Raw genomic sequence first — 22,767 nt, 5'->3', positions numbered from 1 at the left:
CTGCAGCGATGAGGCGTTTGGGCAGCAAGCGACGGCGCCACCAAGCCGCCGACCCTGGCTTCGTCGGCGGCAACGAGGTCGAGCTGCTGCGCGGCGGCGACCAGCTCTTCCCGAGCATGCTGGCCGCCATCCAGCGCGCCCATACCGAGGTCTGGGTGGCCACCTATATCTTTCACCACGACGACACCTCGCTGGCGCTGGCGGACGCCATGATCGCCGCGGACCGGCGCGGCGTTCGGGTACGCGTCGTCGTCGACGGATTTGGCAGCAACGCCAGCATCCGCATCCTGCGCAAGCGCTTCGCCGACAGCGGCGTCGCGTTCGCCGTGTTCCGGCCGATGGACCGCTGGTGGCGCTGGTTCCAGCCCGGCCAGTTGCGCCGGCTGCACCAGAAGCTGTGCGTCATCGACGGCGACATCGCCTTCGTCGGCGGCATCAATGTGATCGACGACCGCCTCGACATGCACCACGGCGTGACCAACCTGCCACGACTGGATTTCGCCGTGCAACTGCGCGGCGACCTGGTCAACCACATCGCCCTGAGCGTGCGCTCGATCTGGTCGCGCGCCTGGCTGGGGCGTGAGTTCGACGATGCGCTGATCGACTATGTGCCGCTGCGCCGGCGCTTCAGCCTGTGGGTGACCCAGCTCTGGCGCGGCCCGCAGCGCCTGGCCGAGCCGCCGTCGCGGCTGCAGCCGGTCAGCGCGGCCTTCGTGCTGCGTGACAACCTGCGCCGCCGCCGCACCATCGAGCACGCCTATGCCGACGCCATCCGCGGCGCGCGCCAGAGCGTCGACCTCGTCTGCCCCTACTTCTACCCGGGCCAGCGCATCCGCCAAGCCCTGCGCCAGGCCGCCCGCCGTGGGGTGCGGGTGCGCCTGTTGCTGCAGGGCAAGCTGGACTACCGCATCGCCGGCTGGGCGGCAGAGGCCCTCTACGCCGACCTGCTCGGGCATGGCGTGGAAATCTACGAGTACACCCCAGCCTTCCTGCACGCCAAGGTCGCCGTCGTTGACGACCGTTGGGCCACGGTGGGCAGCTCCAACATCGATCCGTTGTCGCTGCTGGTCAACCTCGAGGCCAATGTCGTCGTGCGTGACGCCGGCTTCGCGACACTGTTGGCGCAAGAGATCGAGGCCGCCATTGCCGTGTCAGAGCGCGTCGGCGAGCGCGCCGGCAAAGGCCTGCGCGCCCTCATGCATCGGGCCATCGTCGTCTGGTTCGCCTACGTTTTCCTGCGTGTAGCGGGCGCGGCGGGGCGGTACTAGGCGGCGTCGGTTTTCGGGTATGAGCCTGAGGGCTTCGAGCCTGCCGTGCGCTCAAGGCTCTGTCAGCCCGTCGGGCCTGTGAACTTGCCTTCCTTGTGCGAGTACGTCCACGTCAGGTATTCAGGCAGCATCTTGGCAGCAGGTTTGCCACTTTCGTTCTGATAGTGGTACAGGACCGCCTTGCCGGTCTCTGGATCCCAGTCTCCCATCACATAGAAGGTCTGTTGGCCCTTCGTAAACGTGGGCTTTATCCATTGGTCGTTGCCAACGTGATGGTGATGCTTGTTGTCGGCCTTGAATGTCTTGAGATTCTTTTCTCCGGTGACCGTGACTGTTTCGAGGGAGACCGAGATCACCTCGCATGTCACCTTGACGGCAATCTGCTGGCTGCCGTTGAAGACGGCTGGGTAGGCCTGACCGGAATTCGCCTTGTTGAGCAGATCCGAAGGCGCGACCTTCGCCACCGAGCTCGTCGTGACGGATTTCTTCTTCTTGTACCGCTCGATAGCCAGATCGAATGCGCTCGCTTGGCTCACGTCCTTCTGAAAATGGTCCCCGTAGAACTTGTCTTCTACCTTAGAGAACTTGACTGCCTTTCTGCCGTTCCACAACAGGAAGGCCTGATCGACATCGAGCTTTCGGACCTCGTCTGGCTTCGGTGCCGCGGCCCGGAGCTTCTCCAGCTTTTCGTAGTTGACCTGGGTAATCTCCGCGAGTCCCTTGGCAAAGGCTGCTTTGACAAGTTCCACCTGCCGGCCTTCGAAGAAGTTCAGCACCTTGTCCCATTGCGCCGGGGAGAAATCCGGCTTGGCAACATTCTTCACGTAGTCGGCGAAGTTCGCGTCTATCTTCTTCTTGATGTTCGCGTTGAACGCCGCCTGGAACTTTTCGGGATCAACGCCCGTGTAGGTTTCAAACTGCTCCAGCTTCAGCTTCGCATACATCTGCGGATGCAAGGTCTTCAGTTTGAGAATCAGCTCGCTGGTCTGCTTTGGAAGGGGAAACTCCAAGTTCACGTCCACATTGACGGCGCGCGCGAAGCGCTTGGGGTTGGCGCCGTCGGTGAGCTGATGGGTGAACCTAACCTTGTATTTCACGGCGGACTCCTATGCGCGTTTCATGCTGTCGAACCTGCCCGGGCTCGATATCCGGGTGCGTTGGCACGGGCCATTGGTGGCAATGGCGCTCGTGCGGTTCCCAGGAGTTGCCTCAGCGCAGTGTTAACCCGCAAGAACGCCGGGAAAGCGCAGGTCAGAAGCCCGGCGCGTGCGGTGCTTTCAGCACCCCGGCCTGCACCAGCGCGGCAGCACGCTCGATGTCTGGCGCCAGGTAGTGGTCAGCCGGGCTGCTGGCGCACTCGGCGCGCAGCTGCATGTGCAAGGCCTCCACCGCGGCGGAGCTGGTCAGCGGCCGCAAGAAGTCGATGCCCTGGGCCGCGGCCAGCAGCTCGATGGCGATGATGTGGGCCGTGTTGTCCAGCATCGCGTGCAGGCGGCGTGCGGCGAAGGTGGCCATCGAGACATGGTCTTCCTGGTTGGCGCTGGTCGGCAGGCTGTCGACGCTGGCCGGGTGGGCCAGGCTCTTGTTCTCGCTGGCCAGTGCCGCGGCGGTGACGTGGGCAATCATGAAGCCGCTGTGCAGCCCGGCATCAGCCGTCAGGAAGGGCGGCAGGCGCGAGATGCCGGGGTCGATCAGCATGGCGATGCGGCGCTCCGCAATGGCGCCGACCTCGGCGATGGCCAGGGCCAGGTTGTCGGCCGCAAAGGCGACCGGCTCGGCGTGAAAGTTGCCGCCGGACAGCATCACATCCTCGAAGACCAGCGGGTTGTCCGTCACCGCATTGGCCTCGCGCACGAGCACCTGGGCGGCATGCCGGGCCTGATCCAGGCAGGCACCCATCACCTGGGGCTGGCAGCGCAGGCAATACGGGTCCTGGACGCGCTCGTCGCCTTCACGGTGCGAGGCGCGGATGGCGCTGCCGGCAAGCAGCGTGCGGTAGACGCCGGCCACCTCGATCTGCCCGGGCTGGCCTCGCACCTGATGGATGCGGTCATCGAAGGGGCCGTCGCTGCCGCGCGCCGCGTCCAGCGTCATCGCGCCGCTGCCGAGTGCCGTCGCGAACAAGCCTTCGAAGCGCAGCAAGGCATGCAGGGCGAGCGCTGTGCTGGCTTGCGTGCCGTTGATGAGGGCCAGGCCCTCCTTGGCGGCCAAAGTCAGCGGCTGCAGCTTCAGGCGCGCCAGTTCGCCGCGCGCTGATAGGCGCTGGCCATTGACCAGTGCCTCGCCTTCGCCCATCAGCGCCAAAGTCAGGTGGGCCAGCGGCGCCAGGTCGCCACTGGCGCCGACCGAACCCTGGCAGGGCACGTAGGGAATGAAGCCGGCATTGAAGGCATCCAGCAACGACTGCACGACCTCGCGGCGCACGCCCGAGAAGCCGCGCGCCAGGCTGGCCGCCTTGGTCGCCAGCATCATCCGCACCACCTCGGGTGACATCGGCACACCGACACCCACCGCATGGCTGCGGATCAGGTTGAGCTGCAGCTGCGCGAGTTGGTCCTTGGCGATGCGCGTGCTGGCGAGCTTGCCGAAGCCGGTGTTGACGCCATAGACCGGCGCGTCGCCCGCCGCGGCGGCCGCCACGTGCGCCGCGCTCTTGTCGACCGGCATCCAGTCGTCGAGCTGCAGCGCGGCGCGGCCGGCAGCAATGTCGGCCAGCTGGGCCAGGGTCAGGTGTCCGGGAATGAGTTTCATAGCGAGGGCAATTTCAGTTCGTTCTGGCGGGCGCAAGCGGCAGCCGATTCATAGCCGGCATCGGCATGCCGCATGACGCCGGTGGCCGGGTCGTTCCACAGCACTCGTGAAATGCGCCTGGCCGCAGCTTGCGTGCCATCGCAGACGATGACCACACCCGAATGCTGTGAATAGCCCATGCCGACGCCACCGCCATGGTGCAGCGACACCCAGGTCGCGCCGCCGGCGGTGTTCAGCAGCGCGTTGAGCAGCGGCCAGTCTGACACGGCGTCCGAGCCATCCTTCATGCCCTCTGTTTCACGGTTAGGGCTGGCGACCGAGCCGCTGTCCAGGTGGTCACGACCGATGACGATGGGCGCCTTCAGCTCCCCGCTCTTCACCATCTCATTGAAGGCCAGGCCGGCGATGTGGCGCTCGCCCAGGCCGAGCCAGCAAATGCGGGCCGGCAGGCCCTGGAAGGCGATGCGCTCGGCCGCCATGTCCAGCCAGCGGTGCAGGGCCTCATGCCTGGGGAAAAGCTCCTTCAGCTTGGCGTCGGTCTTGCGGATGTCTTCCGGGTCACCCGACAGCGCCACCCAGCGGAATGGCCCCTTGCCCTCGCAGAACAGCGGCCGCACGTAGGCGGGCACGAAGCCGGGGAAGTCGAAGGCGTTCTCCACGCCCTGGTCGAGTGCGACCTGGCGGATGTTGTTGCCGTAGTCCACCGTCGGGATGCCCATCTGCTTGAAGGCCAGCATGCCGCGTACATGGTCGGCGCAGCTCATGGCGGCGGCGGCCTTCAGCTCTGCGTGCCGGGCCGGGTCGGCGGCAGCGGCCCTCCATTGCTCGACCGTCCAGCCGGCCGGTAGATAGCCGTTGATGAGGTCGTGGGCGGAGGTTTGGTCGGTGACAAGGTCGGGCTTGATGGCCGTGCCCTGCCTGCAGCGCTCGGCCAGCGCCGGGATCAGGCGGGCCGCGTTGCCCAGCAGCGCGATGGACCGTGCCTCGCCGGCGGCGGTGTACTTGGCGATGCGGTCCAGCGCGTCATCCAGGTCGAAGGCCTGCTCGTCGACATAGCGGGTCTTCAGGCGGAAGTCGATGCGCGACTGCTGGCACTCGATGTTCAGCGAGCAAAAACCCGCGAACGTCGCCGCCAGCGGTTGCGCGCCGCCCATGCCACCCAGGCCTGCCGTCAGCACCCAGCGACCCTTGGCCACACCCCCATAGTGTTGGCGCGCCGCCTCGGCAAAGGTCTCGTAGGTGCCCTGCACGATGCCCTGGCTGCCGATGTAGATCCAGCTGCCCGCAGTCATCTGCCCGTACATCATCAGGCCCTTGCGGTCCAGTTCGTGGAAGTGCTCCCACGTGGCCCAGGCCGGCACGAGGTTGGAGTTGGCCAGCAGCACGCGCGGCGCATCCGCATGCGTCTTGAAAACGCCCACCGGCTTGCCCGACTGGATCAGCAGCGTCTCGTCGTCGTTCAATTCGCGCAGCGATTCACAGATGGCATCGAAGGCGGCCCAGTTGCGCGCTGCCTTGCCGATGCCGCCGTAGACGACCAGTGCATCCGGGTTCTCGGCCACGGCGGGGTCGAGGTTGTTTTGCAGCATGCGGTAGGCCGCCTCCGTGAGCCAGCTCTTGCAACTGAGCTGGGTGCCGGTGGGCGCTTTGACTGGGCGGGGCAGGGCGGGCATTCGAGGCTCCTCAAGGTGTCGGCGACTCTAGTTGTCTATACAAGTCAAGTCAACTAGGATCGCCGGATGCCACGAACCGCTGCCAGCCCCGAGCCCCAGTACCTGAAGGTCAAGAACCATCTGCGCGAAGGCATCGCCAGCAGCCATTGGGTGGCCGGTGATTTGCTGCCCAGCGAGGGCGCGCTGGTGGGCCAGTTCGAGGTCAGCCGCATGACGGTCAACCGGGCGCTGCGTGAGCTGGTGCAGGAGGGGCTGATCGAGCGCGTGCAGGGCGTCGGCAGTTTCGTCGCCCAGCTGCACCGCATCTCGTCGACGCTCAATGTGCGCGACGTGCACGAGGAGATCGTCGAGCGCGGCGGCACGCACGAGGCGCTGGTGCATGCACTCACCAAGGGCAAGGCCACGCCCCAGCAGGCGGCGGAGCTGGGCCTCAAGCGCGGCGCCCCGGTCTACCTGAGCCTGATCACGCACCTGGAGAACGGCGTGGCCATTCAATGCGAGGAGCGCGCCGTCAACCCGGCCTGCGCGCCCGACTACCTTTCACAAGATTTCACGCGCATCACGCCGACTCACTATTTGCTGGACGTGGCGCCACTGTCGGAAGCGCGCTACATGATCGAGGCGGCCCTGCCCGGCGAAGTCGAAGCCAAGCTGCTTGGCATCAACAGGCGCGATCCCTGCTTGGTCGTCAAGCGCATCACCTACAGCCGCGGCGTGGCGGTAACCTCCGTGAAATTGACGCATCCCGGCGTGCGTTACCAATTGCAAGGGAGCTTCTCGGCGTGAGCCGGGCGTGCCGGCGCTGCTGAAAATGCGCCGTGCGTCTCGAAGCTAGGACAAAAACATGAGTTGGAGCAGGGTCAGTGCGGACTCCGTACAGCCGCAGGCCTGGAAGAACCAGGGTGGTACGACGCGCGAGTTGCTCGCCTGGCCGCACGCGCATGACTGGGCGTTGCGCATCAGCGTGGCACGCGTGGAGCGCGACGGGCCGTTTTCAGCCTTTCCTGGCGTGCACCGCTGGCTGGCCGTCATCGGTGGCGCGGGCCTGCGCCTGTTCGACTGGCCGCAGAGCATGGGCGACGAGCCGTTGCGCTTTGAGGGCGGCCTGGCGCCCGCGGCCGAGCTCATCAAGGGCGAAACCGACGTCTTCAACGTGATGGAGCGGCGCGGCAATCTGGAGGTCGAGTCGGCCCACCATGTGCTGCTGCCCAGGACGCCGTGGGTGGGCCTGTTCACCGTCAATGGCGGCCTGCTGGAACATGGGCACCGTGCGATGCCGATGGCGCCACTGACGCTGGCCTGGTGCGAGCAGCCGGTCGCGCAGAGCTGCGTCTTCACGGGCGAGGGCAATGCCTGGTGGCTGACCTGGAGCGACGGCGGATGAAGGCCAGGCTCTGGCGTGGCGGCGTCGTCGCCACGTTGGCCGGCGACAGCGGCTGGGGCCTGATCGACGATGGCGCGCTGCTCGTCGAGGGCGGGTTACTGCGCTGGGTGGGGCCGAGCGCCGATGCGCCGCCTGCCGACGACATCGTCGAGCTGCGCGGCGCCCTGGTGACGCCGGGCCTGGTCGACTGCCACACCCATCTGGTCTATGGCGGCAACCGCGCGCACGAGTTTGAGCAGCGCCTGCTCGGCGCGAGCTATGCCGACATCGCCAAGGCCGGCGGAGGCATTCGCTCGACGGTGGCGGCCACGCGCGCTGCCAGTGAAGCCGAGCTGCTGTCGGCCGCAACCAAGCGCGCGCGCGCCTTGATCGCGGAGGGCGTGACGACGCTGGAGGTCAAATCCGGCTACGGGCTGGACTGCGCCACCGAGACCCGGATGCTGCGTGTCGCCCGCCAGCTGGCCGGCCTGGGGGTCGACGTACGCACGACCTACCTCGCAGCCCACGCGCTGCCGCCCGAGTTCAGCAACGCCGACGCCTACATCGACGCCGTCTGCCGCTGGCTGACCGGGCTGTCCGATGCCGGTCTGGTCGACGCGGTTGACGCCTTCTGCGAGCACATCGCCTTCAGCCCGGCCCAGGTAGGGCGTGTGTTCGACGCCGCCCGGCGCCTGGGCCTGCCCGTCAAGCTGCATGCCGAACAGCTGAGTGACCAGGGCGGCGCCCAGCTCGCCGCCGGCTACCGGGCGCTGAGCTGCGACCACCTCGAATACCTCAGCCCCGCCGGCATCCGGGCCATGGCCGAGGCCGGCACCGTCGCCGTGCTGCTGCCCGGCGCCTTCTATGCGCTGCGCGAGACCAGGCTGCCACCCGTTGCCGCGCTGCGCGAGGCCGGCGTACCCATTGCCATCGCCACCGACCACAACCCGGGCAGCTCGCCGACGCTGTCGCCGCTGCTGATGCTGAACATGGCTTGCGTGCTTTTCGGCCTGACGCCCGAGGAGGCCTGGCGCGGCATGACGGTCAACGGCGCGCGGGCGCTCGGCCTGGCCGACCGTGGCCGGCTCGTGGCGGGCCAGCGGGCCGACTTCTGTGTCTGGGATGGCGGACATCCGCGCGAGCTGGCAGCATGCTTTGGACACAACCCGCTGCTAGAGCGGGTCTTCGAAGGACATCAGGGAGAAGCATGAGCGTTTTCAGTCTGCAGCCTGGGCGCGTGCCGCTGCTGATCAGCCTGCCGCATGTCGGCATCGAGATCCCCCCGGAGGTGGCTGCCAACCTGGTACCGCGTGCCCTCCACAGCGAAGACAGCGACTGGCATCTGGAGCGCCTGTACCGCCCATTGGCGCAGGAGCTGGGCGCCAGCCTGATCGTGCCGCGCTACAGCCGCTACGTCATCGACCTGAACCGGCCGCCCGACGACCAGCCGCTCTACCCCGGTGCCTCCGGTGGCACCGGCCTGGTGCCCACGCGTTTCTTCACCAGCGACCCGCTTTATGTCGAAGGTGGCGAGCCGGATGCCGCCGGCATCGCCGCGCGGCACGAGGCCTATTGGCAGCCTTACCACCAGGCGCTCGCGGCCGAGCTGGCACGCCTGCGCGCCGAACATGGCCACGCGCTGCTGTTCGACGGCCACAGCATCCGCTCGGAGCTGCCCTGGCTGTTTGACGGCCAGTTGCCCGCGCTGAACATCGGCACGGCCGACGGAGCGTCCTGCTCGCCCCTCATCACCACGCGGCTGGCCGCGCTGCTGGCCCGCCAGCAGCAGTTCAGCCATGTCGTCAACGGCCGCTTCAAGGGTGGCTACATCACGCGCCACTACGGCCAGCCGGGCCAGGGCGTGCATGCCGTGCAGCTTGAGATGTGCCAGCGCTGCTACATGGACGAATCTCGCGACCCCGCCGCGGCCTATGACGAGGCCGCCGCAGCCTCGGTCGCGCCGCTGATCCAGCGCATGCTGCAGGAGATGCTCGCATGTCCGGTCTGAAAAAGCTCCATGCGCCGCTTGCCTGGGTCGATGGCCGCTGGCAGCGCGACGTGCTGCTCAGCGTCGACGCGAGCGGCCATTGGTCCGAGATCACCATCAACCTGCCAGCGCCGGCCGACGCCGAGCGGCTGAACGGCCCGGTCATCCCCAGCCTCGTCAACGCGCACAGTCATGCCTTCCAGCGCGCCTTTGTCGGCTTGGCCGAGCGCCGTGAAGCCGGGCAGGACGATTTCTGGGGCTGGCGCGACCGCATGTATGCGCTGGCCCTGCGCATCTCGCCGCAGCAGCTGCATGCGGTGGCAAGCCAGCTCTACACCGAAATGCTGCGCGGCGGCTACACCCAGGTCTGTGAGTTCCACTACCTGCACCATCCGGCGCAGGGGCAAGAGTTCGACGATGAGCTCGACATGGCCTGGGCGCTGGCCACGGCGGCGGAGGACGTCGGCATCGGGCTGACGCTGCTGCCGGTCGTGTACACGCGCAGCGGCTTCGGCGCAGACAGCCTGCGCGCCGACCAACACCGTTTCGCAGCCGATGCCGACTGGGCCTGGCGCGCCCATCAACGCGTGATGGCCGCCGGCCTGCCACGCGTCAATGCCGGCGTGGCCCTGCACTCATTGCGCGGCGCCGCGCCGCAGGACATCACCCGACTGCAGAGTCTCGTCGGCGCGGCCGACCTGCCCATCCACATCCATGTGGCCGAGCAGACCCTCGAGGTCGCCGACTGCCTGAAGGCGACCGGCATGCGGCCGCTCCAGTGGCTGGCTGAGGCCGGTCATCTCGACCCGCGCTGGCAGCTGGTGCATGCGACGCATGCCGACCCCGCGGACATCGAGGCTGTGGCTCGAAGCGGCGCCGGCATCGTCATCTGCCCCGGCACCGAGGCCAACCTCGGTGACGGCCTGTGCGATCTGCCGGGCTGGCTGCAGGCCGGCGTGCCGCTGACCGTCGGATCGGACAGCCAGGTCACGCGCGGCTGGGTGGAGGAACTGCGCTGGCTGGAGTACGGCCAGCGGCTGGCCCTGCGCCAACGCAACGTGGCGGCTGCACCGGGTTCGCAGCCGTCCAGCGCCGCGCGGCTGTTCGACGCGGCCGTGGCAGGCGGCGCCCGTGCGGCGGGCTTCTCCGCCTGGGGCCTGACCCCCGGCGCCCGAGCCGACGCCCTGGTGCTCAACCGCGACGCCGATGCGCTGCGCGGCCTTCCCGACGAGGCCCTGCTGGACGCGGTTGTTTTCGGCAGCAACGGCTCGCCCTGGCAATCGGTCTGGGTGGCTGGCCGGGCAAGGCCCTGGCGCGCGCCGCAGCGCGTGGGTGACGCCTTCGAGGCGGCGATGCGTGAGCTGTGGTCGCCTGACTCCACGCCGGGTAGCTGAGGGTTGGCGGCCCGCTGACAAAGGTGGCACGCCGTGGTGGCAGCGTGCTCAACCAGGTTGTGCAGACGAGGGCGGTCATCGACGGCATCGCCTTGCAGACCTAACAGCAGCAAGCGGATGATTTGTCGCGGTCGGTGGCGGTGTTCAGGTCAGGTGCGTGAGGCCCGACGCGTAGACTCCCCCGACCGAGGCAAGAGGCGGCGGCATCCCCGACGATGTCAGGAACCTGCTGACCGCGACCACGAGCAATGCAGAGGTGTTTGTGAAGGAACTGACTGGCAACGAGCAACTGCATCCACTGGCTGAGACAACGCCTGCCGCCGACGCGGCTGGACCTCAAGCGCAACCAGCCCCCGCAGGCCGACTGCTGGTACTGGACGATGACGCGGTCGTGGCCACGGTGCTGGGTATGGCTGCGCAGAGGCTGGGCTTTCAGGTCGAGCTGACGGCACACGCTGCGGCCTTCCTGGAGCGTGCCGCGGCGTGGTCACCCAGCCATGTGACCATCGATCTGGGCATGCCGGGCATGGGCGGCGTGCAGGTGTTGGACCAGCTTGCAGCGGCAGGCTGCCGTGCCGGGGTCATCATCTCCAGCGGCGCCGATGCGATGCAGATCCAGGCGGCGCTGGACCACGCGCGCGCCCGCGGGCTGCTGGTGATTGGCGCGTTGGCGAAGCCCTTCTCGATCGCGGCGCTGCGCGAACTGCTCAGCGGCTGAGCGGGTTCAGCACGGCCTTCAGGGCCTTCAGCAGCGCCTCCGCGGTGTACGGCTTGGGCAGGAAGTGCTCCACCCCCAGAGTCGCGGCGCGTGCTGCGTGGCCATTGGCGGACAGCCCGCTCGCGCCAATGATGGGCACCGCCGGATTCAAGCGGCGCAACGCCTGGATGGTCGCCGGCCCGTCCATGATCGGCATCATCATGTCGGTCAGCACGACGGCGATCCGCGCGCCCTCGCGGGCGTGGATGGCCACCGCCTCGGCCCCGTCGGCAGCCACGATGACGCGGTAGCCAAAGGCCTCCAGCGTTTGCTGGGTGATCTGCCGCACGGAGGCCTCGTCGTCCACCACGAGGATCAGCTCGCCCTGGCCACGCGGCATTTGCACCGCCTCCTCCGCCGCGGTGGCGGGCGAGCTTTGCGTGACCGCAGGCAGATAGACCTTGAACGTCGTGCCTTTGCCCGGCTCGCTGTAGACACGGATGAAGCCACCGTGGCTGCGCACAATGCCCATCGAGGTCGACAGACCCAGCCCCGTACCCTTGCCCAGCTCCTTGGTGGTGAAGAAGGGGTCGAAGATCTTCGCCAGCACGTCCGGCGGCATGCCCGTGCCGCTGTCCTCGACCTGGAGGAAGACATAGGGCCCGGGATGGGCCTCTGGGTTCATGGCCGAGTAGTGGGCGTCGACCACCAGGTCTTGCGCGGACAGTGTCAGCACACCGCCGTCGGGCATGGCGTCGCGCGCATTCACACACAGGTTGAGCAACACCTGGTGCAGCTGCGTCGGATCGCCCACGACGCTCCACAGCTCCGGCGGGATGCTGGTGCGAACCTGGATGTCCTTGGGGAAGGTGTCGCGCAGGATTTTCTCGACGTCGCGCAGCAGATGTTTCACCTGCACTTGCATGCGCCGCCCTTCGACCCCGCGAGCAAACGAGAGCACCTGCCGCACCATGTCGGCCCCGCGCTGGGCGCTGCTGGCGACGATCGCCAGCAACTCCTGGCTGGCGGCATCGGGGAAGTTCATCTTCAGCAGGTCCAGCGACAGGATGATCGGCCCGAGCGCATTGTTCAGGTCGTGCGCGATGCCGCTGGCCAGTGTGCCGATGCCGTCCAAGCGCTGCGCGCGCAGGAACTGCTGTTCTAGTTTCTTGCGCTCGGTCAGGTCGACGACGAAGGCGACGCCTTCGTCGGGCTGGTCCTCGAAGAAGGCCGCGCCAAGCAGCACCGGCACGCGCGAGCCGTCCGGTCGCTGGTACTCCTTCTCGAAAGGATCACAGACGCCTCTGGCGTGGAGCTGCACCAGGGCGCGCCGGTCCGCCTCGGCCCACTCAGGCGGGGTCAACGAATGGAAGTTCAGGCGCCCCGCTTCGAGGTCTTCGCGGGTACGGCCGGTCAAGCGCAGAAAGGCATCGTTCGCGTCGGTGATGCGGCCGTCCAGCTTCCAGAAATGAACCCCTTGCACGTTGGACTCGACCAGCCGGCTAAAGCGCGCCTCCTGCCGTTTGCGCTCGGTGATGTCCTGCGCCGTGCCGACGGTGCGCACCGGCTGGCCTTGGGCATCGCGGATGACGTGGATCGTCGCGCTGAGGTGGCGTAGCGGGCCGCGCTCGGGATGGGTGCGGTATTCGATGGTGGCCGGTTCTGTTGTCGTCGTTGTATCGGCGAAGGTGCGCTCGAGCCCGGCGCGGTCGTCCGGGTGCACGAGCTGCAGGAACTCCGCAAACCCTGGCACGCCCTGCGCCGGGTCGAGATGGAGCAGGCGGAACATCTCTGCTGAAAAGCTGCCCGTCCCCGTTGCCAGCTCCAGCTCCCAGCTGCCGAGATGCGCCCGCGCCTGGGCCGCGGCCAGCCCGGCTTCGCTGGCGCTCAGTTGCTCCGCGATGCGCTTGCGTTCCGTGATGTCGGTGCTGATGTCGAGAATGGCCTTGGGTTGGTTGGCGGCGTCCCGCACGAGGGTCCACCGACCTTCGATGTCGATGATGCGGCCATCCTTGCACTGGTGCCTGAGTTCACCTGTCCATTCGCCGCGATTGAGCAACTGCGCAAGAGCCCGGTCGTAGGTGCCCGCCTCGGCGTGGAGCAATTCCCGCACTGAAAGCCCTAGGGCTTGCGGTGCGGCCCAACCGAAAAGACGCTCAGCGCTGCTGTTCCAGTAGGTGATGCGGTCGTCCAGATCGCGCACGAGGATGGCGTCCTGCGCCTTGTCCAGCAACGCCGCCTGCTCGCGCACCTGCAAGTCCGTCTGCGCACGCTCCAGCTCCGCCGCCGCGCGTGCCGCGAAAATTCTCAGCGTGGCGGTCACGAAATCGGCTTGCTTGAGCGGCTCGCGGAAGATCACGAACAGCAGGCCGAGAAACTTGCCCGCCGAACTGTCCAGCCGCCGCCCCACGTAGCCGTGCGCGCCCAGCGCGGCGAGCGAAGGCGAGCGCGGAAATTGGTCGGCAACCTGCTGATGGATGACGCACTCATCCGTCGTAACGAAGCTTTCGCAGGGTGTGCCTTGGATGACGTAGTCAAAGTTGTCAGCCACCTGATCGCCCACCACGGCGGCGATGGTCCGGGCGGTCAGGGGCTCGCCAGGCAGCAGCTTCGCGACGAAGCCGGCATGCGCGCCCACGGCCAGTGCCATGTTGCGCGCCAGCTGTTCGAAGAAGTCTTCACTTGTCGCCGCCGAGACGGCTGCGGCGACCTGCTCGACCGCCGTGTGGATTCTCAGCCGGTCAAGGCGCGTGCGGATGCTGACGATGCCGAAGGCCATGTTGCTTGCCAACTCGCCCAGCAGACGCATTTCATCCGGCAAGGGCTGCCGCACTTCGGGCAAATAGAGCACGAGCACGCCAAACGTGCGCGTCGCGTCTGCAAGCGGCAGCGCAATCACGCCACGGAACCCGCGCGAAAGCGCCGATTCACGCCAGGGGCGGAAGGATTCGTCGGTCTCGATATCAGGGATGACGACCGGCTCTCCGGTACGAATGACCTTGCCCGCAGGGCTTTGCCCCAAAGGGTCGTTTGCCGCCCAGGTTGCGCGTAGCCCGGTGAGATAGCCTTCCTCGACGCCGGCGTGGCTCCGGGGCGCAATGGTCTTGTCTGCGTCGTCCAGCGCATAGCCGACCCAGGCCAGGCGGAACCCGCCGACGTCTACTGCCGTCTGGCAGATGTCCACCAGCAGCCCGCTCTCCGTTTCCGAGCGGATCAACGCCTCGTTGCAGCGACTCAGCAGTTGCAGGGCACGGTTGCTCTGGGACAGCGCGATCTCATGCGCCTTGACCTTGGTCAGATCGGTCATGCCGCCGATCATGCGCAGCGGCGTTCCCGTTGCGTCGCGGATGACGTAGCCGCGGTCCAGCACATGGGCGTAGCTGCCGTCCTGGCGCCGGAAACGGTACTCGTCCGACCAACTCTCGCCGCCGTGGTCAATGACGCTATGGACGCCCGCCGTCACGCGGGCCACGTCGTCGGGGTGGATGTAGTTCGTCCAAGAACGAACTGTGGGGTCGGCCTGCGCGCGCGGGTAGCCGAACAAGCTCTCGTAACCCTCGTTCCACCACAACTGATGGCTGTTCAGATCCCAGTCCCAGATGGCGTCGTTGGTGGCTTTGGCGAGCAGGCGGAAGCGTTCCTCGCTGACGCGCAACGTGGCCTCCGCCTTCTTCTGCGGCGAGATGTCCACGACATAGCAAATGCCCTGGTCCTTCGCGCCGTCCAGCGCGGCGGCGCCGATCAACACTGCGACCCGGTGACCCGCCTTGTGGAAATATTCCTTCTCAAACGGCGTACAGCTGCCGCTGGCGGCGATTTCGGCCAGCGCCCGTTCATCCTGCAGCCCAAACTCCGGCGGGGTCATGTGGCGCCAATCAATCGCGCCGCTCGCCAAGTCCTCGCGGGTGTAGCCGACCATTTGCAGAAAGGCGTCGTTGGCATCCGAAATATTGCCTTCAGCATCCCAGAACAGGATGCCCAGGATGTTTGATTCGGCGAGCTGGCGGAATTTCGACTCGCTGGTGCGCAGCGCTTCGCCGATGCGGCGGCGCTCGGTCACATCCCGGAAGTACACCGCCAGCCCGTCGGCGGTGGGATAGGCCTTGACCTCAAACCAAATCTCCAGCGGCGGGTAGTACTCCTCGAACGCGACTGCCGTCTTCGTCGTAGCCGCCCGTCGATACTCCCGGTCAAACGTGGAGCCGACCGATTCCGGGTACGCCTCCCAGACCGAACGCCCAAGCAGGGTCGCCCGAGGGCGACTCAACAGCCGTTCCGCCTCGGCATTGACGTAGGTGAAACGCCAGTCGCGATCCAGGGTAAAAAAGCTGTCTGTGATGCTCTCCAGCGTTTGCGCCAGACGCTCTGCGGAGCTGCGAGCTTTTTCTTCGGCGGCCTTTTGATCCGTGATGTCCAGCACCGTCCCGGTCAGGCGCGTCACCCGGCCCTGGTCGTCGCGCTTGAGTTCCCCCAGCTCGCGCACCCAGCGGATCGTGCCGTCCGGCCGGACGACGCGGTGTTCGAGGTTGAGGCTTTCTTCGCCGGCCAGAACCCGGCGTTGCGCTGCTTCCATGCGTTCACGGTCGGCGGGAAGAACGGCAGCAAGGAAGGCCTCATACGACGCGCCAAAGCGCGAGGGCTCGATGCCAAAAATGCGAAAAACCTCGTCGGACCAGTGCAACGGATTGGTGTCGAGACGATCCTGTTGACCCAAATCCAACTCCCAATTGCCAAAGTGACCGATGCGCTGCGCGTCGGCCATGTTGGCCTCGCTGGCGCGCAGCGCGGCCTCGGTCTGCTTGCGCGCGGTGATGTCGGTCACGAGGCCGAGCATCCGCACCGGCTTGCCCTCCTTGCGATAAACGTCTCCGTGGGCGCTGATCCAGTGCGTGCTGCCATCCGGCCAGACCACGCGGCACTCGAAGTCCCATGGCGCCAGGTCCGTGGTCGCGGCGCGAAAGCCGCACTCCACCCGGGCGCGGTCTTCGGGGTGCACATGGGCGATGAACTTCTCGAAGCCCCACTCCGCCACCGGCTCGGTGTAGCCGAAGCATTGGTCGTGGCGCAGCGAGCGGCGCGCGGTGTCGGTGGTCAGGTCCAGCTCCCAGTCGCCCAACCGGGCGGACTCGAGCGTGAAGCGAAGATGCGCCTGGCTCTCGCGCAGCGCCTCCTGCGTGAGGTTCAGGTCTTTGATGCTGTCAAGCAAGGCAAGGCGTGTCCGCTCGGCCTCGGCAAGCAGGGTGCGGTTCTCGGTGGACTCGCGCGCGTGCTCGGTGATGTCGTGCAGGATCAGCCGGCAATGCCGGCCCGCCCCTGAGCCGTCGGCAAGGGCGAGGCCTTCGAGCCGCACCCGGCGCGGCGGGCCGCCCGCCTGAAGCAGCGTCACTTCACAGGTTTGCCGCCCGTCGCTGGCCGCAGTCTTGTCGAGGAAGGCGAGGAACGGCGCGCTGGACTCTGGGTCGAGGAAGCGCAAGAACCGCTGGCCGAGCAGCTTCGCGCGGGTCACACCCAGGTAGGTGGCGGCGGTCAGGTTCGCCTCGCGGATCGCGCCCGCGAGGTCGAGCGTGAGGTAGCTCACCGGGGCGAAGTCGTAGAGATCGGCGTACTTTTCCGCGCTCGCCTCCAGCGCGGCGCGGGACTGCTGCAGCTCTTCGTTTTGCAGTTCCAGCTCGATCTGGTGGATCCGCAGTTCATGGAGCAAGCGCTGCGCCTCATCGTTGTCGACCGCGACGGGGGGCGCGGCGCGCAGCCGTTCCTCCGCGCGGCGGCGCAGGTCGGCGGCAAAGGGCAAGCGTGGACGCGGCTTTTTCACTGGCTCAGTCCTTCCTTTCAGCAGTTCCCGGGGCGCCCTATGGCACTCGCCTGCAAGTCACGTCAATCTTGTCGTCCGTCGTGCGGTAAGGCATCACCCGCACGCTGCACCAGCGCCCGCCCTGGGCAACGAGCGGAGGAAGAAATCAACCGGCAGCCGCAGCCCGCGCGGCGATGTCGGCTCGAAGAGATGGCGCACGCCGTGGAAGATGGACCTGTCACGGTTGGGCGGGATCACATAGACACAGCCGGGCCGTACCTCGGTGCGGTCGCTGGCCTGCGCCACCTTCCGATGCGTCGCAGCTGGCGCCGGCGTTTGCGCCGCTGACGATTCAGGGGTGCGAGCCGCCGCTGGCTTGTCTTTCATGCCTTGCATCTTGACGCGTGGGCAAGCTAGCCGGCTTGTGACCAGAAGGACCGGACCCGGTCGGTTGGATTGCACACTTGGAACATACGCTTGCCCTGCACTTTGGCAGCGATAGTAATCACTGCCGCAGCGCAGTTGCGAGCATGGTTCTATTCATGCCGCGTCATGGTGGTGGCCTTAGTTTGACTTGGCCGTGGCAAGCCCGTCAGCGTCCTGCACTTGAGCCACGCCTGACTGCTTCAGCGCTTACGTGGGGAGCAACTGCTCACCTGCGAAGGTGCAGAGCCGCAGCCTCAAGTGGAAGCCGGCTCCTCGCGCCCCTTCGGCGCTTTGCGCGTGACGCTCTGGATCATGTCGTCCACCACTTCGTACAACACCGGGATCACCAACAAGCTCAGGAAGGTGCTGGTGATGAGGCCGCCGATGACGACGATGGCCATCGGAGCGCGGAAGCTCGGGTCGGTGCCGAATCCCAGGGCGATCGGCATCATGCCGGCGCCCATGGCCAGCGTCGTCATGACGATGGGCCGGGCGCGCTTGTGGCAGGCGTCCAGCAGCGCGTCCAGGCGGCTCAGGCCATGGTCGCGCTGCGCGACGATGGCGTACTCCACCAGCAGGATGGAGTTCTTGGTTGCGATGCCCATGAGCATGATCATGCCGATCATGGCCGGCATGCTGAGGTCGGTCTGCGTGACGAACAGCGCCAGGATGGCGCCCGGGATGGACAGCACCAGCGCGCCGAGGATGGTGACCGGCTGTACCCAGGCGTGGAACAGCAGCACCAGCACGATGTAGATGCAGGCCACCCCCGTGCCCATGGCCAGCAGGAAGCCCTGCCCCAGTTCGGCGAAGGCCTCGGCGTCGCCGATCTCGGCCGTGCTGATGCCCGGCGGCAGGTTGGCGATGGTCGGCAGGGCCGCGGCGGCGGCCTGCACTTCGCTGAGCGGCCGGCCGTTGAGTTCAATCTCAAAGTTGACGTTGCGCAGCCGGTCGTAGCGGTCGATCTGCGCCGGGCCGCTGGTCACCGTCATGTCGGCCACCTGCTGCAGCGGCACCGGGCCATGCGTGCCGGGCACGGTCAGCTGGCCCAGCAGCGCGAGGTCGGTGCGCGCGGCGTCGGGCAGGCGCACGACGATGGGAATCTGGCGCTGGCTGAGGTTGAGCTTGGGCAGCAACTGGTCGTAGTCGCCCGCCGTGGCGATGCGCAAGGTGTCGGCTATCGCGGCGGTGGACACGCCCAGGTCCGCCGCACGCGCCGCATCGGGCCGCACGATGAGCTCGGGGCGCTGCAGGCTGGAGCTGCTCGTGACCTGGCCGATGCCGGGCAGCGCGCGCAATTCCCTTTCGACCTTGGCGGCGTGGGCGGCCAACTGGTCGCCATCTTCGCCGGCCAGTACCAGCTGGTACTTCTCACTGGAGCCGCCGAAGCTCACCTTCAGCCGCGCCCCGGCAATGCCATCGAGGCGCTCGCGCAACTCGCGTTCGATCTGTTGCTTGCTGATGCCCGAGCGGTCGCTGCGGGGGGTCAGATTCAGCGTCAAGGTGGCCTTGCGCGATTCCGCTGCGCCGCTCATCGCGAACGGGTCGCCGCCGGCGCTGCCGCCGCCGACGGCGGTGTAGACCAGCTTCACATGCGAATGCCCCGCCGCTGCCAGGCGCACCTGCTCGGCGATGGCGGCCGTCTGTTCATAGGTGCTGCCGGGCGGCAGTTCAACGCTGATCTGCGTCTGGCTGAGGTCGTCGGGCGGCAGGAAGGCGCCGGGGATGGCGCCCATGAAGAGCGGTGTGCACGCGGCCACGCCGAAAGCCGCCGTGAGGGCCATGGTCTTGCCCTTGTGCGTGAAGGCCCAGCGCGCGGCCTTCAGATAGGTGGGCATCCAGAAGGGCTCCTTGTGGGCCTTCTTGGGTGGCTTCAGGATGTAGGCGGCCATCATGGGCGTCAGCACGCGGGCCACCACCAGCGAGAAGAACACGGCGATGGAGGCCGTCCAGCCGAACTGCACGAAGAACTTGCCGACCACGCCGCTCATGAAGGCCGTTGGCAGGAAGACGGCGATCAGCGTGAAGGTGGTGGCGATGACGGCCAGGCCGATCTCGTCGGCCGCCTCGCGCGCCGCCTCCAGCGGCGTCTTGCCCATCAAGAGGTGGCGCATGATGTTCTCGATCTCGACGATGGCGTCGTCCACCAGCACGCCGATGACGAGGGACAGCGACAGTAGCGTCACGACGTTGAGCGTGAAGCCCATCCAGTACATGACGAGGAAGGTCGGGATGGCCGACAGCGGCAGCGCCACGGCGCTGACAAAGGTGGCGCGCCAGTCGCGCAGGAAGAACCAGACGACGACGACGGCAAGGAAGGCGCCTTCCAGCAGCAGCGTCAGGCTGCCCTCGTAGTTCTCGATGACCGGGTCGACGAAGTTGAAGGCCTCGGTGATGGTGATGTCGGGATGGGCCGCCTTGAGCTCGTCGAGGGCGGCGCGGATGCGCTCGGCCACGTCGACCTCGCCGGCGCCTTTGGCCCGCACGATCTCGAAGCCCACCACCTGCTTGCCGTTCAGGAAGGCACCGCTGCGCCGCTCGGCCAGCGTGTCGCTGACGCTGGCGACCTGGTCAAGCCGCACTTGGCGGCCGTCGGGCAGCGGGATGCTCAGCGCGGCCAGCTGGTCAGCGCTGTGCACGGTGGCGATGGTGCGCAGCGATTGCTCGGTGCCGCCAAGCTGTGCGCGGCCACCGGGCGCTTCCTGCTGCACCTGCCTCAGCTGGCGCGACACGTCAGCTGCGCTGACGCGCAGCGCCAGCAGCCGGGCCGGGTCGATCTCCACGCGCAACTCGCGGGTCACGCCGCCGACGCGCGCCACCGAGCCCACGCCGCGCACCGACAGCATGCGCTTGGCCACCTGGTTGTCGACGAACCAGGACAGCGCCTCGTCGTCCATGCGCGTGCTGGAGACGGTGTAGGTCAGGATGGGCATGCCCGACAGGTTCATCTTGGTGATGACCGGGTCGCGCAGGTCGGCCGGCAGGTCGGCGCGGATGCGGCTGACGGCGTCGCGCGTGTCGTCCAGCGCCTCCTGCAGAGGCTTCTCCAGCCGGTACTCGGCGGTGATGGGGGCCACGCCGTCCTGCACCTTGGTGTAGAGATGCTTGAGCCCCTGCACGGCGGCCAGCGAGTTCTCGATCTTGCGTGCGACCTCGGTTTCCATCTGCGCCGGCGCGGCGCCCGGCAGGGAGGCGCTGACGATGATGGTGGGCAGCTCGATGTCGGGGAACTGCTGGATCTTCATCTGCTTGAAGCCGTACAGCCCGGCCGCGGTCAGCATGATGAACAGCATGATGGCCGGCACCGGGTTGGCGATGGACCAGCGCGAGACGTTGAACATGATGGCGTCTTTCCTTACTTGGCTGCGGGGACGCTGTCGCCGCCACCGTTCGCGACGCGGACGGTGTCTCCATCAGCCAGGAAGCCGACGCCCGACTCGACGACCGCGGCGCCGGCCGCCAGACCCGAGCGCACCTCGACACGGTGGCCCTCGCGGCGGCCGATCTGCACCTTGGTCTCGCGCACCTTGTTGCCGTCGAGCCGGAAGACATAGCTGAAGCCGTCGCGCAGCAGCACGGCGCTCTGCGGCACCGTCAGCGCCTGGCTCTCGCCGAGCACGAAGTCGCCGCGTGCGAACAGGCCGGCGCGCAAGGGCTCGGTGGCCTTCAGGTCGACATAGACAAGGCCGTTGCGCGTCTGCGGGTCGATCTGCGGGGCGACACGGCGAACGCGGCCTTCCACGGCCGGGGCGCCACTCGGTTGCACGCGCACCAGCTGGCCCGTTTTCAGCTGCGCCAGCTCGGCGCCTGGCACCTCGGCACGCCACTCCAGGCGCCCCTGGCGCTGCAGGCGGAACAACTCCTGCCCCGGCTGCACCAGCGCACCCGGCACGGCGGAGCGGGCGCTGATGACGCCGTCATCAGGCGCGGTGATCTGCGTGTACGACAGGCGCAGCTGGTCGGCCTGCACGCGCGCCTTGGCCGCGGCCACGCGGGCCTGGGCGGCTGCGTCGGCAGCCAGGGCCTGGTCGATGGCCTGCGGCGACAGCACCTCGCTGTCTTGCAGCGTCTTCACGCGCTCGGCGGTCTGGTGGGCCTCGCGGGCCGAGGCCTCGGCCTCCTGCAGCGCGGCGCGGCCGGCGGCCAGGTCGGCTTCCAGCGTGCCGGGGCTCAAGCGCGCCAGCAGCTGGCCCTTCCTGACGCGGTCACCCACGTCGACGTTCAGCGCTGCCAGGCGCTGGCCGCCGATCTCGGCGCCGATGATGACCTCCTGCCAGGCAGCGATGGAGCCGGTGCCGGACAAGGTCTGGTGCCAGGCACCCGACTGCGCGAGGACGCGCTTGACGGTCAGCGCCGGCCGTGGCGCCGCGCTGGCCGCTTGCTGGGCGACGGCCGGGCCCGACAGCGCGACGACGAAGGCGGCGGCGAGCGCGACGGTGAGGGCGGCGGTGAGGGCGGTGAGGAGGGGAAGGCGTGTCTTCATGATCAACGGGCAGAAGCAGTGTTCGTGAGGGTGTCGGCGGTCCAGCCGCCGCCGAGGCTGCGGTACAGGCGGATCCAGGCCAGCGCATGTTCGGCCCGCACGCTCAGCACGGCGTCGTAGGCGGCCAGTGCATTGCGGAAAGTGACGTTGCGCTGCGTGCCGCTTTGCAGGCCGGCCTGGGCCTGGGCGCCGGAGCGGCGGGCGATGCCTTCCCACTCGCGCCGCACGGCGTCGACCTCGCGCTCGCGCTCGGCGCCGGCGGTCACGCGCTGCAGGGACTCCTCGACCTCGGCCACGGCGGTCTGCCAGCGTGATTGCAGTGCGGCGGCGGCCTCGTCGGCCGCGGCCTCGGCGCCTTGCACGCGCGCCTTCCTGAGGCCGGCGTCGAAGATGGGCAAGCTCAAGCTGGGGCCGAACGCCCACATCGAGCCGCTGCTCGACGCGCCGCCCACGCGCAGCCGAGTCTCGCCGGCCAGGGCCGTCAGGCTGAGCTGCGGCCAGCGCGCAGCCTCGGCGCTGCGCTGCTGCTGCACTGCGGCGATCCAGCGCTGGTGAGCGGCGCTCAGGTCGGGACGCTGTGCCAGCAGCTGGGCGGGCAGGGCGCTGACGTCGAAGGCCGGCGTGCGGGGCTGTTCGCGCCTGACCTCGAAACCTTCGGCGACCACGGCCGGCGGCGCCAGCTCGGCAGCCAGGGCATCGGCGCGTTCGCCGCAGAGCAGCGCCAGGATCTGCAGCGCGACCTGGGCCTCGGCGCGCCACTGGCTGCGCGAGGCCGCGGCGACGGCGCGCTCGGTGTTCAGGATGGCGGCGTCCGTGGCGCTCAACAGGCCGGCGGCTTGCTGTTGGCGGCCCCAGTTGGCGATCTGCTCGGCAAAGCGCGCGTCCAGCTCGGCGGACTCCTCGCGCGCCTGTGCCAGGCGCAGCTGCACATAGG

Annotated in this window: 15 protein-coding genes; 7 read left to right on the top strand and 8 right to left on the bottom strand. The window is 67.9% G+C overall.

The window, feature by feature from the left end; all coding sequences use genetic code 11:
* Positions 1-8: 8 nt before the first annotated feature.
* Positions 9-1,268: a cardiolipin synthase ClsB gene (gene clsB, locus ACT6S0_RS06470; protein ID WP_444763070.1), complete on the top strand. Its 1,260-nt coding sequence runs from the start codon at positions 9-11 to the stop codon at positions 1,266-1,268.
* Positions 1,269-1,330: 62 nt separating this feature from the next.
* On the opposite strand, the gene ACT6S0_RS06465 is transcribed toward clsB, so the two are convergent.
* The 3 genes from ACT6S0_RS06465 to hutU all read right to left on the bottom strand — a co-directional run bounded on the left by ACT6S0_RS06465 (position 1,331) and on the right by hutU (position 5,692).
* Complete coding sequence (locus ACT6S0_RS06465) at positions 1,331-2,365, bottom strand: hypothetical protein (protein WP_444763069.1); 1,035 nt, start codon at positions 2,363-2,365, stop codon at positions 1,331-1,333.
* Positions 2,366-2,519: 154 nt separating this feature from the next.
* Positions 2,520-4,019, bottom strand: a complete 1,500-nt coding sequence (gene hutH, locus ACT6S0_RS06460; protein WP_444763068.1) for a histidine ammonia-lyase — start codon at positions 4,017-4,019, stop codon at positions 2,520-2,522.
* Positions 4,016-5,692 (bottom strand): urocanate hydratase, encoded by a 1,677-nt coding sequence (gene hutU, locus ACT6S0_RS06455; RefSeq protein WP_444763067.1) that lies wholly within the window; start codon positions 5,690-5,692, stop codon positions 4,016-4,018. Before hutU ends, hutH begins: the two co-directional genes overlap by 4 nt.
* Positions 5,693-5,758: 66 nt before the next feature.
* On the opposite strand from hutU, the gene hutC reads away from it, so the two are divergent.
* The 6 genes from hutC to ACT6S0_RS06425 all read left to right on the top strand — a co-directional run bounded on the left by hutC (position 5,759) and on the right by ACT6S0_RS06425 (position 11,154).
* Positions 5,759-6,478, top strand: coding sequence for a histidine utilization repressor (gene hutC, locus ACT6S0_RS06450; protein WP_444763066.1), 720 nt, complete (start codon positions 5,759-5,761; stop codon positions 6,476-6,478).
* 58 nt (positions 6,479-6,536) lie between these two features.
* Positions 6,537-7,076, top strand: coding sequence for a HutD/Ves family protein (locus tag ACT6S0_RS06445; RefSeq protein WP_444763065.1), 540 nt, complete (start codon positions 6,537-6,539; stop codon positions 7,074-7,076).
* Positions 7,073-8,266 carry an imidazolonepropionase gene (gene hutI, locus ACT6S0_RS06440; protein WP_444763064.1) on the top strand — a complete coding sequence of 398 codons (1,194 nt, stop codon included), beginning with the start codon at positions 7,073-7,075 and terminating at the stop codon, positions 8,264-8,266. Before ACT6S0_RS06445 ends, hutI begins: the two co-directional genes overlap by 4 nt.
* Entirely contained in the window at positions 8,263-9,063 is an 801-nt protein-coding gene (gene hutG, locus ACT6S0_RS06435) for an N-formylglutamate deformylase (protein ID WP_444763063.1), read from the top strand. Before hutI ends, hutG begins: the two co-directional genes overlap by 4 nt.
* Complete coding sequence (hutF, locus tag ACT6S0_RS06430; RefSeq protein ID WP_444763062.1) at positions 9,051-10,436, top strand: formimidoylglutamate deiminase; 1,386 nt, start codon at positions 9,051-9,053, stop codon at positions 10,434-10,436. The genes hutG and hutF overlap by 13 nt, the downstream gene beginning before the upstream one ends.
* Positions 10,437-10,698: 262 nt before the next feature.
* Positions 10,699-11,154, top strand: coding sequence for a response regulator (locus ACT6S0_RS06425; protein WP_444763061.1), 456 nt, complete (start codon positions 10,699-10,701; stop codon positions 11,152-11,154).
* Here ACT6S0_RS06425 and ACT6S0_RS06420 read toward each other — a convergent pair.
* From ACT6S0_RS06420 to ACT6S0_RS06400, 5 genes are all read right to left on the bottom strand, one after another.
* Entirely contained in the window at positions 11,144-16,945 is a 5,802-nt protein-coding gene (locus ACT6S0_RS06420; RefSeq protein ID WP_444763060.1) for a PAS domain S-box protein, read from the bottom strand. The genes ACT6S0_RS06425 and ACT6S0_RS06420 overlap by 11 nt on opposite strands.
* Before the next feature lie 93 nt (positions 16,946-17,038).
* The gene (locus ACT6S0_RS06415; RefSeq protein WP_444763059.1) at positions 17,039-17,311 is read right to left on the bottom strand and encodes a chemotaxis protein CheB; all 273 of its coding nucleotides are present in this window, start codon (positions 17,309-17,311) and stop codon (positions 17,039-17,041) included.
* Between the two features lie 293 nt (positions 17,312-17,604).
* Positions 17,605-20,691, bottom strand: a complete 3,087-nt coding sequence (locus ACT6S0_RS06410; protein WP_444763058.1) for an efflux RND transporter permease subunit — start codon at positions 20,689-20,691, stop codon at positions 17,605-17,607.
* A 14-nt stretch (positions 20,692-20,705) separates the two neighbouring features.
* Complete coding sequence (locus ACT6S0_RS06405; RefSeq protein WP_444763057.1) at positions 20,706-21,833, bottom strand: efflux RND transporter periplasmic adaptor subunit; 1,128 nt, start codon at positions 21,831-21,833, stop codon at positions 20,706-20,708.
* A gap of 2 nt (positions 21,834-21,835) precedes the next feature.
* The coding region (locus tag ACT6S0_RS06400) for a TolC family protein (protein ID WP_444763056.1) at positions 21,836-22,767 on the bottom strand (932 nt) is incomplete at its 5' end.

The organism is Roseateles sp., from assembly GCF_052436255.1.
GTDB lineage: Bacteria > Pseudomonadota > Gammaproteobacteria > Burkholderiales > Burkholderiaceae_C > Pelomonas.
This window is presented reverse-complemented; position numbering and strand designations above follow the sequence as displayed.